General features: G+C 64.0%; 14 protein-coding genes and 1 pseudogene. 7 read left to right on the top strand and 8 right to left on the bottom strand.

Annotated features, from left to right (window positions below):
- Window positions 1-34 precede the first annotated feature (34 nt).
- From KU43P_RS11730 to KU43P_RS11740, 3 genes are read left to right on the top strand one after another with little or no spacing between them, the layout of a single operon-like run.
- Window positions 35-1,888, top strand: coding sequence for a DUF1302 domain-containing protein (locus KU43P_RS11730; protein WP_317663250.1), 1,854 nt, complete (start codon window positions 35-37; stop codon window positions 1,886-1,888).
- Window positions 1,889-1,908: 20 nt separating this feature from the next.
- Window positions 1,909-2,046 carry a hypothetical protein gene (locus tag KU43P_RS11735; RefSeq protein ID WP_317663252.1) on the top strand — a complete coding sequence of 46 codons (138 nt, stop codon included), beginning with the start codon at window positions 1,909-1,911 and terminating at the stop codon, window positions 2,044-2,046.
- Entirely contained in the window at window positions 2,043-2,198 is a 156-nt protein-coding gene (locus tag KU43P_RS11740; RefSeq protein WP_317663254.1) for a hypothetical protein, read from the top strand. The genes KU43P_RS11735 and KU43P_RS11740 overlap by 4 nt, the downstream gene beginning before the upstream one ends.
- A gap of 70 nt (window positions 2,199-2,268) precedes the next feature.
- On the opposite strand, the gene KU43P_RS11745 is transcribed toward KU43P_RS11740, so the two are convergent.
- Window positions 2,269-3,240 carry a GlxA family transcriptional regulator gene (locus KU43P_RS11745; RefSeq protein WP_317663256.1) on the bottom strand — a complete coding sequence of 324 codons (972 nt, stop codon included), beginning with the start codon at window positions 3,238-3,240 and terminating at the stop codon, window positions 2,269-2,271.
- Between the two features lie 141 nt (window positions 3,241-3,381).
- On the opposite strand from KU43P_RS11745, the gene KU43P_RS11750 reads away from it, so the two are divergent.
- The 4 genes and pseudogenes from KU43P_RS11750 to KU43P_RS27030 form a co-directional block, all read left to right on the top strand.
- Entirely contained in the window at window positions 3,382-4,023 is a 642-nt protein-coding gene (locus tag KU43P_RS11750; protein WP_317663258.1) for an HD domain-containing protein, read from the top strand.
- Window positions 4,024-4,117: 94 nt separating this feature from the next.
- On the top strand, window positions 4,118-4,654 hold the full coding sequence (locus KU43P_RS11755; protein ID WP_317663260.1) for a chalcone isomerase family protein: 537 nt from the start codon (window positions 4,118-4,120) through the stop codon (window positions 4,652-4,654).
- Between the two features lie 2 nt (window positions 4,655-4,656).
- On the top strand, window positions 4,657-5,199 hold the full coding sequence (locus KU43P_RS11760; RefSeq protein WP_317663262.1) for a DUF3833 domain-containing protein: 543 nt from the start codon (window positions 4,657-4,659) through the stop codon (window positions 5,197-5,199).
- Between the two features lie 35 nt (window positions 5,200-5,234).
- Window positions 5,235-5,342: pseudogene (locus KU43P_RS27030) on the top strand (DUF2256 domain-containing protein); the annotation flags it as partial.
- 12 nt (window positions 5,343-5,354) lie between these two features.
- Here KU43P_RS27030 and KU43P_RS11770 read toward each other — a convergent pair.
- The 7 genes from KU43P_RS11770 to KU43P_RS11800 all read right to left on the bottom strand — a co-directional run bounded on the left by KU43P_RS11770 (window position 5,355) and on the right by KU43P_RS11800 (window position 11,347).
- Window positions 5,355-5,846 carry a DUF2878 domain-containing protein gene (locus tag KU43P_RS11770; protein ID WP_317663264.1) on the bottom strand — a complete coding sequence of 164 codons (492 nt, stop codon included), beginning with the start codon at window positions 5,844-5,846 and terminating at the stop codon, window positions 5,355-5,357.
- On the bottom strand, window positions 5,846-7,105 hold the full coding sequence (locus KU43P_RS11775) for an SAM-dependent methyltransferase (RefSeq protein WP_317663266.1): 1,260 nt from the start codon (window positions 7,103-7,105) through the stop codon (window positions 5,846-5,848). Before KU43P_RS11775 ends, KU43P_RS11770 begins: the two co-directional genes overlap by 1 nt.
- Window positions 7,080-7,889: a DUF1365 domain-containing protein gene (locus KU43P_RS11780; protein ID WP_317663268.1), complete on the bottom strand. Its 810-nt coding sequence runs from the start codon at window positions 7,887-7,889 to the stop codon at window positions 7,080-7,082. The genes KU43P_RS11775 and KU43P_RS11780 overlap by 26 nt, the downstream gene beginning before the upstream one ends.
- Window positions 7,886-9,133: an NAD(P)/FAD-dependent oxidoreductase gene (locus tag KU43P_RS11785; RefSeq protein ID WP_317663270.1), complete on the bottom strand. Its 1,248-nt coding sequence runs from the start codon at window positions 9,131-9,133 to the stop codon at window positions 7,886-7,888. The genes KU43P_RS11780 and KU43P_RS11785 overlap by 4 nt, the downstream gene beginning before the upstream one ends.
- A 6-nt stretch (window positions 9,134-9,139) precedes the next feature.
- Entirely contained in the window at window positions 9,140-9,892 is a 753-nt protein-coding gene (locus tag KU43P_RS11790; protein WP_317663272.1) for an SDR family NAD(P)-dependent oxidoreductase, read from the bottom strand.
- On the bottom strand, window positions 9,889-10,311 hold the full coding sequence (locus tag KU43P_RS11795) for a nuclear transport factor 2 family protein (protein ID WP_317663274.1): 423 nt from the start codon (window positions 10,309-10,311) through the stop codon (window positions 9,889-9,891). Before KU43P_RS11795 ends, KU43P_RS11790 begins: the two co-directional genes overlap by 4 nt.
- A gap of 241 nt (window positions 10,312-10,552) precedes the next feature.
- Window positions 10,553-11,347: a transporter gene (locus KU43P_RS11800; RefSeq protein ID WP_411567241.1), complete on the bottom strand. Its 795-nt coding sequence runs from the start codon at window positions 11,345-11,347 to the stop codon at window positions 10,553-10,555.
- Window positions 11,348-11,941: the final 594 nt, after the last annotated feature.

Consider the following 11,941-nt stretch of genomic DNA (forward strand, 5'->3'; position numbering starts at 1 on the left):
ATTCACTCTCGAATACAACAACAAGAGGTTAAGAGTGAGCGCATACCTCCTTATCTGCCGGCGCCGTGCGCCGCTGGCGGCACTGTGCTGCCTGTTCGCCGCTCCCGTGGCTGCCGAGCAATTCGAACTTGGCCCGCTCGAAGGGCGCTTCGACTCGGCGTTGTCGTTTGGCTCCGCCGTCAGCACTGCCAACCCCGACAAGCAGCAACTGCAGTCTGCCAACAGTAACGACGGGCGGCGCAACTACCGATCGGGCGATGTCTTTTCAGCAATCTTCAAAGGGACCCACGACCTTGAGTTGCGACGCGATAACCTCGGCGTGTTCCTGCGTGGCAGCTATTGGTATGACACCGCGCAGCGTGACCACAGCCAGCGCGCTGTCGACATCGACGACCATGGCCGCCAGGTATCGGCCAAGACGGCAGGCGCGGAGCTGCTCGATGCGTTTGTCTATGCCCTGTACGACATCGACGGCGAGCCGGGGTCCGTGCGCCTGGGCAAGCAGGTGGTGAACTGGGGGGAGAGCCTGTTCATACAGGGCAGCCTCAATGTGATCAACCCCTTCAACCAGGCCGCGCTGCGCCGGCCCGGCTCGGAGGTGAAGGACGCGTTGGCGCCGGTCAACCTGTTGTATGTCACCCAGAACCTCAACCAGGCGCTCTCGGTCGATGCCTTCTACCAGCTGGACTGGGAGCAGACCCGGTTGGACAACTGCGCCACGTTCTTTTCCGGCAACGACTTCATGCCCGAAGGTTGCCGCGGCCTGGATGTCGGCGGGCAGATGGTCACCAACCCGGCGGTTGCCCAGGCGTTGCTGCCATTCGATGTGATGTTGACCGAAGAGGGCGTGCGCATACCGCGTGGCGCCGACCAGCACGCACGCAATGGCGGCCAATGGGGCATGTCGCTGCACGGGTACGTGGAAGTGCTGGATACCGAGTTCGGCCTGTTCGCGGCCAACTACCACAGCCGCTCCCCCTACCTGGGCACGGTGAGCAGCCGCTACTACGCCAACACCGGCTTTGCCAGGCAATTATGCGGCAACATCGGTGTGCCCTTGGCCCGCTGCGGCGCCTTCCTGGCCTCCAGCAGTGGCCAGACCCTGGCCGGTGCATTGCGCATGGGTACCTCGCAGTACCTGGCGCAATACCCCGAGGATATCCGCCTGTACGGCATCACCTTTGCCACCACCCTGCGCGGTGGCGCCGCCGTGCAGGGCGAATTGAGCTACCGGCCCAACATGCCGGTGCAGCTCAATGGCAACGATGTGCTGCAGTCGCTGCTCAATGCCCCTGGCCGTAGCCCGCTCAACGCCGAAGGCCTGCGCCCTGCGACCGACAACACGCTGTTCGAGGGCTATCGGCGCAAGGAAGTGACCCAGGCCCAGGTTTCGGCCGTGCAAGCCTTCAGCCAGGTGATGGGCGCCAACCAGCTACTGCTGATGGGGGAGGTGGGCGCCACCTATGTCGGCGGGCTCGAAGGGCGTTTCGGGCCGCGCTATGGCCGCTCTGGTGCCTATGGCAACGGTGAGCTGGCTGACAACAGCATCTGCCTGGAGATCTCGAAAAGCCCCGGCGACTGCAACGGTAAAGGCTTCGTCACAGCGTTTTCATGGGGCTACCGGCTGCGGGCGACCTGGAGCTACAGCAATTTGATCCAGGGCGTGGACATCCGCCCCAACCTGGCCTGGGCCCATGACGTGAAAGGCTTTTCGCCCGCCGACGGTTCGGCCTTCAACGAAGGATCACGCTCGATCAGCGTGGGGGTGGACGCCACGTTGGCCAACACGTATTGGGCCAGCCTGGCCTACACCGATTACCTCGATGGCGATTATGGCACCCGTGGCGACCGCGACTATGTCGCGATCAGCGTGGGCGCCAATTTCTAGAGCAACCCAGGAGCAAGACCATGACCAAACGCAGCATGCAATCTCCACCGGCCAACTTGCCAGGCATTGCCTTGATGCTGGCCGGTGCACTGGCCCCGGGCCTGGCGGTCGGGCAGGGGGTGATGCAAGGGTTTCACCGCCACCGGAGCTGCGGGTGAACCCAGCCAATGCCTTCCAGCCACCGTATCTTCGCTGGTCCATGCGCCACGCCCGCGCCGATGGCGAGGCGAAAGCCAGCGCGCGGGCGGTGGGTTCGACGGCTGCGTTCAGCGCCATGGCCAGTGCGGTGCTGGCTGCCTTGCCGGGTTGAGCGACTGTCTCGGGTCGTATGTGAGTCCTGCCCAGCGCCGGGTTACCGAGTCAATGGCGCTGCCCGCAGTTCAATCCGGGCGAACGTAGCGCTTGCGGTACTCCGCAGGCGTCACACCGATGTGCCGGAAGAACGCACGGCGCAAGGTATCGGCATTGGCAAAGCCGCAGGCGGCCGCCACCTGCTTGGGTGCCTCTCGGCCCGCTTCCAGCCGTGCCCGGGCGGCATTCACCCGGGCCAGTTCCACCCAGGCGGCCGGGGTCATGCCTACATCGTGGTGGAACACGCGGGCGAAATGCCGCGGGCTCAGGCCCACGCGGGCGGCGAGGGCGGCAATGCCATGGTCGTGGGCAGGGTTGGCCGCGATGTAGCGTTGCAGGCTTTGCAAGGCTGAGCGGCCGGCAGGTGAACTGCTGCCTTGGCGGCTGAACTGCAGTTGCCCGCCGGGGCGCTTGAAGTACATCACCAGGTGCCCCGCAACCTGTTTGGCGATGTCACGGCCCAGGTCTTCTTCCACCAGGGCCAACGCCAGGTCCAACCCTGCCGTCACCCCGGCGGCGGTGCGCAGGTTGCCGTCATGCACCTGGATCGCATCGGCGTCGACCTGCACCTCTGGGTAGCGCTCTGCCAGCGGGGCAGCTACCGCCCAGTGGGTGGTCACGCGACGCCCGTCCAGCAGGCCTGCGGCTGCCAGCGCAAAGGCGCCGGTGCACACCGAACCGTAGCGCCGGCAGGTGCCAGCGCGTTGGCGCAGCCACTCGAGAATCCCTGGGCGCAGATACAGGTCGGCAGCTTGTGGCGTGCCCGCTACCAGCAAGGTGTCGATCGCTTGCAGTTCCTCGCCTATCCAGCCATCTGCGAGCAGTCGTGTCCCTGACGAACTCACCAAGGGACCTGGCTCGCAGGCCAGCAACAGCAGGCGGTAAGCCTCATGGCCGACCTGGCGGTTGGCCTCGGCGAAAACATCGAGCGGGCCACAGGCATCGAGCAACTGAACGCCCGGCAGCGCCAGGATGGCGAGGGTGACCGGTGGCTTTGGCATGGCGGCTCGTGGGGTGGCTGGAGGGTTTGAGGGCAAGTCCGTCTGGCACCGACAATGGCAGTATCTGGCGTTTAAAGTCAATTGAGGACATGGCTTCCGGTCAGCAGACTGGTGGCGTCTTCCATCAACCCAGGTACGACCATGTCCACATCCATTGCAGGTATCCAGATCCCTGATAGCGCCATGGCGCGGGAAATCACCGAGCTCGTGCGCGATACGGCTTCGCCGCTGCTCTTTCACCATTCCAGCAGGGTGTTCTATTTTGCCGCCCTGGCCGGCCAGCGCCTGGGCCTGACCTACGACAGCGAACTGCTGTACGCCGGCTGCATGTTCCATGACCTGGGCCTGACCCAGGTGCACAGCAGCGAGTGCTGCCGCTTCGAGGTCGACGGGGCCAATGCGGCACGCGATTTCCTGCAACGCCATGGTATCGACGAGCGCGATGTCGAGCGCGTCTGGACGGCTATCGCGTTGCACACAACGCCCGGCATTCCAGAACATATGCACCCGCTGATCGCGCTGGTGACCGCGGGTGTCGAAACCGATGTGCTGGGCCTGCACCACGAAGGGCTCGGTATTGCACAACGCGATGCCGTGGTGCAGGCGCATCCGCGTGGGGAGCATTTCAAGGAAGCGATCATCCAGGCGTTTTACGAGGGCATCCGGCACAAACCGCAGACCACGTTCGGCAACGTCAAGGCCGATGTGATCGCCGACAAGGAGCCTGGGTTCCTGGCCGGCAATTTCTGCAGTGTGATTCGCCAGTCGTGCTGGGCTGGTTGAGTGGGTGAACCGTTGCATATCCTTGTACAAATAAAGGGTGGAAGTTGTACAAGAAGCTATTCTTGTATAGTAATTCTGTACAAGGATGAGGCACATGGCGCGCATGCTTCGCTGGGTAGCGCTGTGCGCGGTGCTGGTGGCTGCGCCGCTGCTGGCCGGCGACTGGCGCGCTGCGCTGCCATCGGCACAGGCACTGGGCAGTGGCGACTTCACCTGGTTCGGCTTTCGGCTGTATACCGCCCGGCTGTGGGTCGACGGTCATGGGCAAGACTGGGGGCGGCCATTTGCTCTGGAGCTGCTGTACCACCGCTCGCTGTCCCGCGACGACCTGGTACAGGCCAGTTTGGAGGAGATGCGCCGCTTGAATGACGGCAGCCTGAGCCCTCGGCAACTTGCAAGCTGGGCGAAGATCATGGAAGCGGCCTTCACCGACGTGCGCCCCGGCCTGCGCATCGCCGGCTTGTACCTGCCCCAGGCCGGGTGCCGTTTCTATGTGGATGGCAAGCTCACCGCAGAAACGCGCGATGCCACCTTTGCCAAGGCGTTTTTCGCCATCTGGCTGGACCCACGGGCCCGCGACCCTCAACTACGCCTGCGCCTGCTTGGTCAGGCGGCTGACAAAGGACCATGAGCATGAACAAGGCACCTTTGCTGGCGGCCTGCCTGCTGCTTGGCAGCTGCGGCAATGTCGGCGTCGAGCATTACGCCGCTGAGCAACCCAAACTCGACCTGGCGGCGTTCTTTTCGCGCCCGGTCCAGGCTTGGGGAATCTTCCAGAAGCGCTCCGGGGAGGTGGCCAGGCGATTTGATGTGTGTATCGCCAGCCACCGTGAAGGCGAGCGATTGATCCTCGACGAGCGCTTCGTCTACAACGACGGTGAACAGCAGCGACGGGTCTGGACCCTGGTGCCGGACGGCCCCGGCCGCTGGCGCGGCACGGCCGGTGACGTGATAGGTGAGGCCCGCGGTGAAATTGCCGGCAATGCGCTGCGTTGGCGCTACAAACTGGACCTGCCTGTCGATGGGCGGCACTGGCAAATGGACATGGACGACTGGATGTACCTGATGGACGACGACACCCTCATCAACCGCACGAGCATGCGCAAACTGGGTGTGGAAGTCGGCCAGATATCACTGTTCTTCCGCCGGCTGCCGGCGGGTGCATCCTGTAACTGAGCCTGCTCGCGCACGGCGCAATACCGGGAGGCGCTATGCACAGGAAACCATTGCCTACCAAAGTGTGCGCGGTTTGTGGTCTTGCGTTCACCTGGCGCAAGCGTTGGGCGCAATGCTGGGAGCAGGTGCGTTACTGTTCCGAACGTTGCCGCCGTTCACGGCCGCGCAGCGAGGCGCACCAACAGCGGGAAGGCGAGGGCCCAGAGCGGCACCAGCAGCACGCCGGTTGCCAGCGGCCCCAAGGGCAGGGCGACATCGGCCAGCCGTGCTCCGCCCAGATACGCCAGTGGGCCGCCCACTGCCCCAAGCAGTGATCCTCGCCAGAACGGCCGGCCCGCCCAGGCCAGGCTGTGTCGCAAGCCACTGGCCAGCACCAGCCACAACAGCGCCAGCCACAGCGGCAGTGGCCAGGCAGTGAAGGCGAATAGTCCGATCGTGCCCAGCACGCCGTCCAGCAGGCACCCGGCCATGGTGACGCGGCACAGCGCCTTGGCCTCGGCCCGGGGCGACGTGCACCAGCCCACATGCACGGCGAGGCCGATCGGCACCAGCCACAACAGCCAGGGACGCTGTGCGCCCAACACGCATAGCCACCAGCCGGCCTGCAGCCACAGGGCGTTGACGAGCCGCCAGGTGCTGGTGCTCATCACGCTGGCGGTAACGGCGCACGACGTGCCTGGGGCGCTGCCCACAGTAGCTGGGCCACACCGATGGCGCGCTCCTCGAAACCACCCTTGCAGTAACACAAGTAGAACTCCCACAGGCGCTGGAACGCTTCGTCATAACCCAAGGCAGCAAGCACCGGTCGCGCCTGCCGCAGGTTGTCGCGCCAGTGGCCCAGGGTGCGTGCGTAGTCCCCGGCGAAGTCTTCCAGGTGCACCAGGTTGAGCGCGGTCTGCCGGCTGGCGGTTTCGAGCATCACGCTCAGCGAAGGCAGCGCACCGCCCGGGAAGATGTAGCGTTGGATGAAATCCACCGAGCGGCGGGCCTGAGCATAGCGTTGGTCGCGAATGGTGATGGCTTGCAGCAGCATCAGCCCATCGGCCTTGAGCAGCGCAGCACATTGGCGGAAGTAGGCCGGCAGGTAGCGATGGCCCACGGCCTCGATCATCTCGATGGACACCAGCTTGTCGTAAGTACCGCGCAGGTCGCGATAGTCATCGCGCAGGACTGTCACCTGGCCTTCCAGCCCCAGGGCCTGCACCCGCTGCCGGGTATAGGCGTATTGCGCTTCGGACAGCGTGGTGGTGGTGACCCGGCAACCATGCTGGGTGGCCGCATGGATGGCCAGGCTGCCCCAGCCGCAGCCGATCTCCAGCAGATGGTCGCTGGGGCCGAGTTCGAGCTTCCTGCAGATGCACGCCAGCTTGTTCAGCTGAGCCCGCTCCAGGGGCTGGTCGGGGTGCTCGAACTGGGCCGCGGAGTACATCATGGTGGGGTCGAGCAATTGTTCGAACAGGGTATTGCCCAGGTCGTAGTGGGCCAGGATGTTGCGTCGGGCGCCGCCCCGGGTGTTACGGTTGAGCCAGTGCAGCAGGCGCAGGGCAGGGCGCCCCAGGCGCGCCAAGCCGCCCTCGAGGGCATCGAGCACCTCGAGGTTGGCGACGAACAGGCGGGTCACCACGGCCAGGTCCGGGCTGCGCCAGTAGCCATGGATGTAGGCTTCGCCGGCACCGACCGAGCCATTGCCGGCAATCAGGCCCCAGGCCCCGTCATCGAGCACCTCCACCTCGGCCTGCAACGGGCTGGCGGCGTCGCCGAAGCTCCATTGCTGGCCGTGGCTGAGCAGGCGCAGGTGGCCATGACGCAGCTTGCCCAGTTGGGCCAGCACGGCGCCACGTGCCAGCGCACCGAGCCAGGGCCCCAGGCCTGCAGACTTCCTAGCGCTCAGCATCGGGTTGGACATGGTCGGGCTCCTCGCAGGGTTGGCCAAGTACCAGGTCGCCCTGATGCTTGGTGTGGTCATGGATGGGGGTGCGTTTGAGCAGCAGGCGCAAGGCTTGCCAATAGATGGCCGCGACCGTGCGCAGGCTCGTCCACGGGAAGGCCAGGATGTAGCCGTGCAGCGCGCTGCGATCGAGCGGCCTGCGGCGCAGGGCGAGGTCGGCCTCGAATACCTGCTGGCCGCCTTGCCAGTTCTGCATGTGGATGCGCAGGTGTGCCGCGTCCAGGCGCAATTGCAGCCGGTAGTCCATGTCGATGGGCATGAACGGCGAGACGTGAAAGGCCTTGGTCATGCTGAACGGCCTGGTCAGGTCGCCCTGTACCGGGAGCACGTAATGAAAGCGCTCCCGCCAGGGGGTGTTGCGCACCTCTAGCAGGACGGCGGCCAACTGCCCATCGGCGTCATGGCAGAAGTAGAAACTCACGGGGTTGAACGACAAGCCCCAGCAGCGCAGCTGCGTTAGCAGGCGTACCGGCCCGCGAGGCAGATCGCCCGTGGCCCTGGCGACCAAGGTGCGTGCGGCCTGTGCCAGCGGCATGCCTTGGCCAGTCAGGGCCGGCAGGTAGTCAGTCTCGCGCCAGCACAGCGGCGCCAGGCGCCAGCGCCCCAGCCAGCGTGACAAGCCCAGCCACTGGGCTTGCTCGTCCAGGTCCAACTCGAACATGCCGACCCGGTAGCGAAACGCGTGGGCGCGCGGCGTCAGGCGCCGGTGGTGGAGCCAGCCGAGGCACAGGGTGCTGTTCATAGCTGCTCACCGAAGTGGCGTGCCACCTGGAGGGCGCTGACCACGCCGTCTTCGTGGAACCCGTTGCCCCAATAGGCGCCGCAGAAGTAACTGTGCGCCTGCCCCTGTAGCGGCTGTTGCTGCGCTTGCGCCGCAGCAGCGGCGACGCTGTATTGCGGATGGGCATAGCGAAAGCGTGCGAGGATCTGCGCTGGGTCTATCAGTGCCGTCTGGTTCAGGCTGACGCAGAAGGTCACCTCGGCCTTCAGACCCTGCAGGATGTTCATGTTGTAGGTGACGGCGGCCGGGGCCTGGGCGCTGGCGCCGAGGCGATAGTTCCAGCTGGCCCAGGCGTGCCTGCGTTGCGGCAACAGGCGGGTGTCGGTATGCAGCACGACGTCATTGTCGGCGTAGCCGATCGCCCCCAGCACAGCTCGCTCCTCGGTGCTGGGAGCCACCAGCAGCTTCAGGGCCTGATCGCTGTGGCAGGCGAACACCACCTTGTCGAAGCGCTCGCTGCCAGCGTCGCTGAGCATGGCCACACCTGCCTCATCGCGGCTGACCCGCTGCACTTTGCAACCCAGGCGAATGCTGCCGGCGAATGACCGGCAAAGGGGCTCGACATAGCTGCGCGAACCGCCCTCGACCACTCGCCACTGTGGGCGGTCATTCACCGACAGCAGGCCATGGTTGCGGCAGAAGGTCAGGAAAAAGCGCAGCGGGAAGGCGAGCATGTCGGCGCGAGACATCGACCAGATCGCCGACCCCATCGGCACGATGTAGTGGGCGACAAAGCGTTGCCCATAGCCGTGGCGTTCGAGGTAGGCGCCGAGGGTGGTTTCGTGGCTGATGCGCTGGGCGTCCAGGTCGGCGGGCGCCTGGCGGTTGAAGCGCAGGATATCACGCAGCATGCCCCAGAAGCCTGGCGACAGCAGGTTGCTGCGTTGGGCGAACATCGTGTTCAGGCTGTGGCCGTTGTACTCCAGGCCGCTGTGCGGCTCATGCACGGAAAAGCTCATCTCGGTTGGCCGCCAAGCAACCCCGAGCTGCCCCAGCAGGCGGATGAAGTTGGGGTAGGTCCAGTCGTTGAAGACGATGAAGCCGGTGTCGACGGCATAGCGCTGCCCACCCCAGGCCACGTCGACAGTATGGGTATGGCCGCCAATCCACTGCTCGGCTTCGAACACCGTCACCGCGTGCTTGCGCGACAGCAGGTAGGCGCAGGTCAGGCCGGCGATGCCGCTGCCGATGATGGCGATACGCATGGGGGGTCATTCCTGTTCATGGCGGGCCAGGCGTTGCCCCAGGGCCAGGCGCAGGCGCACTGGCAGGGCCGCGAGAAGCCGCAAGACAAAGATGAAAGGGAAGGGGAAGTTGATTTCCAAGGGGCGCCGAGGCAGCCGCTTGGCGATGTGCTCGGCCGCACGCTGCGCAGGCCACAGCTGCGGCATGGGAAAGTCGTTGCGGCGTGTCAGCGGCGTGTCGACGAAACCGGGGCTGACCAGGGTGGTGTCGATGCCTTCATGGTCAAGGTCGATCCGCAGGGACTCCACCAGGTAGCGCACGGCCGCCTTGGATGCGCCGTACGCACCGGCGCGGGGCAGGGCCAGCCAGCTAACCGAGCTGCCCATCACCACCAGGTGCGGCTGCCGGCCGGCGCGCAGCAAGGGCAGGGCGGCTGCGAGGCAATGGCTGAGTGCGAGGACGTTGGTGCGCATTACCCGCTCGATGAGCGCAGGGTCGAAGTGGCCCGGTTCGAGGTACTCGCAGGTGCCCGCGTTGAGGATCACCGTATCCAGTGCGCCCCATGCCAGCTGGATGCGCGTCGCGATGTCCGTTACCTGAGCCGGGTCGTCGAGATCGCCTATGGCCAACAGCGCCTGCCCGGGGAAGCGTTCGACCAGCGCTGTCAGGCGCTCGGCGTCGCGGGCACCCAAGGCCACTTGGTGACCTTGTTCGAGCAGGCGTTGCGCCAGGGCCGCGCCGATACCACTGCTTGCACCGGTCAGCCAGTAGCGGCTCATGCCAGGCGGCCCTTGAGCCAGCGGATGGCACTGCCCATGACGGGAATGTTTTCGTAGAGCAGGGCACCCGCGTCGAAGTAGTCCTGGTGCAGATACACACGTTCTCGCCATTGCAAGTAGCTGCAGCCTTGCAGGTTGACTGGCCGGCCAGCGGCCAGGCGCGGGTGGCGGAACCGCAGGGCCCAGCGTAGATAGCCCTGGCCGGGCGCCACCTCGTCGGCACCGATGAAGGTGTAGCGGATATCCTGGGCGTTGGCGTACAACTGAGCGAAATAGGCCGTCAAAGACGGTAGCCCCTCGACCTGGTGCAGGGGGTCGCGAAAGATGATGTCTTCGCTGTACAGGTTTTGCAGGCTGTCGAGTCGGTCCGCATCAAGGTCGGCAAAGCGTTCGGCGAACTGCTGCAGAAAGGCTGACATGGCGGGCTCCTGGCATGCCTGTACAGCATGATATTTTTGTACAGGTATAGCTGAAGCCTATGCCTAAATTTGTACAAGTCAAAAATCTTGTACAGTTATTTTGTCTCAGATCTGGCCAGTTCGCCCACTTCCATTTCCAGTTCACGCACCTGCGCCGTGAAGCCAGTACCCGGGCGTGCCGGGAAGCGGGTGAGCCTGCTGAAATTTCTCCTGGGCTGGAAAGTCCACCATGGGCTATCTGTCAATGAGGGAACAGCAAGGTGACTGCGACGCGCACGCCCCAGCCTTGGGGCCCGTCGCCTGATCTGTCCAGCCAATACCTCGGGCCTGCCTGGATTGTCAGGGGCTGGCCTGCGATTTTCAGCAGTTGGGTGACTGTCAGGTTGATGGGTACCGACCACTCGCGTGCATGCCAATCATAGGTTGATTCGGAGTTGATACCGTATGTGGTGTGTGTATTGGTGGTGTACGACAGAAAGGGTTGCAGGAAGGTCTGGTCTACTTTTTCCTTCTCATCCGGTGGGCTGCCATCAAGTCCCCAGATGTGGTTGGCGAGTATGCCGCGGGTCCAGCCATTCGATTGTTTGAGCGCCACTGCGGTCGGCCCCAAACCCCATTGCTCGTTACTCAGTAGTTCATCACTGCCGGTTGGAATCAATAAAGCCGGACCAGCGCCAACAATCCAACCACTGTCGGTAGGTTTGCTGGGGGAGAAGAAAAAGCTTTGCGTGATATCCCCTGCACCCGTTTTATCCGCCGCGCCATTCGGGGCCAAGCCATGCTGGTCGATGAAAGGCAAGATGGTGCGGGAAATCAGGTTCCAGTCCTCGTTCAATGTGAACGGCAGCACCGGCTGAATGTTGGTAACACTGTGCATGCCCTCACCGGTTGACCCCATCTTCTGGTCCCAGTTGTACTGCACCGGCAGGCTGTACATGGCAGCCACAGGGTTTAGCGCTGCCTTGGCCAGTTCAGCAGAGTCATCGGCTTGGGCAGTACTGAACTGTATGACAGGCACCATGACTAACAAGCGCATGAGTTGGACTCTTTGCATGTGCTCTTCCTTTTCACGGATATCGAGTGCAAGCGCAACGGAGGTTGCTGACGCCGCCCTGAACGATAGTCGTTATTTGGTTGCTGGGTTGTACCAGGAAAGCAGATCGAAGCCTGCAAGTGGGTAGAGTGGAGTCAGTTGAGCCCGACCATGCTCAAGCCAGCAGCAGTTGCCTTGCTCTCGCCCGATAGCTGTGGGTGAGCCTTCTATTTGACTGCCTGTGTCGTTACAATTCGCAGGTTCCATCAGAACACTCCCCCAATGCGTCGTCTGGCAATAGCGACGACGCCAACCCTGGCGATGTTCCCTACCCAGGGCTTTCACCTCAACTGAGCCAAGGCTCAGTTGAAACGCTTGATAGGCACTGCGGGCTTGAACTGCGGAGTATCTAGCTGACACGCGTGGTACCCCTGCGCTGTCTGCCTTTCGCCCGGCCAACGGAGCCGTGTCCAGAATCGGCAATCCTGCCCCGCACGATCCGTGTGGTCGCCGTTATCAGGCCCTTTCGTGGCTGGGCGTTTCATCAGCTGGACTGAGCTACCAAAAAGGTGGTTCGAGTCAACGCATTTCAAATGC

The organism is Pseudomonas sp. KU43P (genome assembly GCF_033095865.1).
In the GTDB taxonomy this organism is placed as follows: domain Bacteria; phylum Pseudomonadota; class Gammaproteobacteria; order Pseudomonadales; family Pseudomonadaceae; genus Aquipseudomonas.

Excerpts from the sequence above, each read along its gene's own strand:
- KU43P_RS11735 (WP_317663252.1), top strand. The coding sequence starts at position 1,909 with ATGACCAAACGCAGCATGCAATCTCCACCGGCCAACTTGCCAGGCATT.
- KU43P_RS11745 (WP_317663256.1), bottom strand. The coding sequence starts at position 3,240 with ATGCCAAAGCCACCGGTCACCCTCGCCATCCTGGCGCTGCCGGGCGTT.
- KU43P_RS11750 (WP_317663258.1), top strand. The coding sequence starts at position 3,382 with ATGTCCACATCCATTGCAGGTATCCAGATCCCTGATAGCGCCATGGCG.
- KU43P_RS11755 (WP_317663260.1), top strand. The coding sequence starts at position 4,118 with ATGGCGCGCATGCTTCGCTGGGTAGCGCTGTGCGCGGTGCTGGTGGCT.
- KU43P_RS11760 (WP_317663262.1), top strand. The coding sequence starts at position 4,657 with ATGAACAAGGCACCTTTGCTGGCGGCCTGCCTGCTGCTTGGCAGCTGC.
- KU43P_RS11770 (WP_317663264.1), bottom strand. The coding sequence starts at position 5,846 with ATGAGCACCAGCACCTGGCGGCTCGTCAACGCCCTGTGGCTGCAGGCC.
- KU43P_RS11775 (WP_317663266.1), bottom strand. The coding sequence starts at position 7,105 with ATGTCCAACCCGATGCTGAGCGCTAGGAAGTCTGCAGGCCTGGGGCCC.
- KU43P_RS11780 (WP_317663268.1), bottom strand. The coding sequence starts at position 7,889 with ATGAACAGCACCCTGTGCCTCGGCTGGCTCCACCACCGGCGCCTGACG.
- KU43P_RS11785 (WP_317663270.1), bottom strand. The coding sequence starts at position 9,133 with ATGCGTATCGCCATCATCGGCAGCGGCATCGCCGGCCTGACCTGCGCC.
- KU43P_RS11790 (WP_317663272.1), bottom strand. The coding sequence starts at position 9,892 with ATGAGCCGCTACTGGCTGACCGGTGCAAGCAGTGGTATCGGCGCGGCC.
- KU43P_RS11795 (WP_317663274.1), bottom strand. The coding sequence starts at position 10,311 with ATGTCAGCCTTTCTGCAGCAGTTCGCCGAACGCTTTGCCGACCTTGAT.
- KU43P_RS11800 (WP_411567241.1), bottom strand. The coding sequence starts at position 11,347 with ATGCGCTTGTTAGTCATGGTGCCTGTCATACAGTTCAGTACTGCCCAA.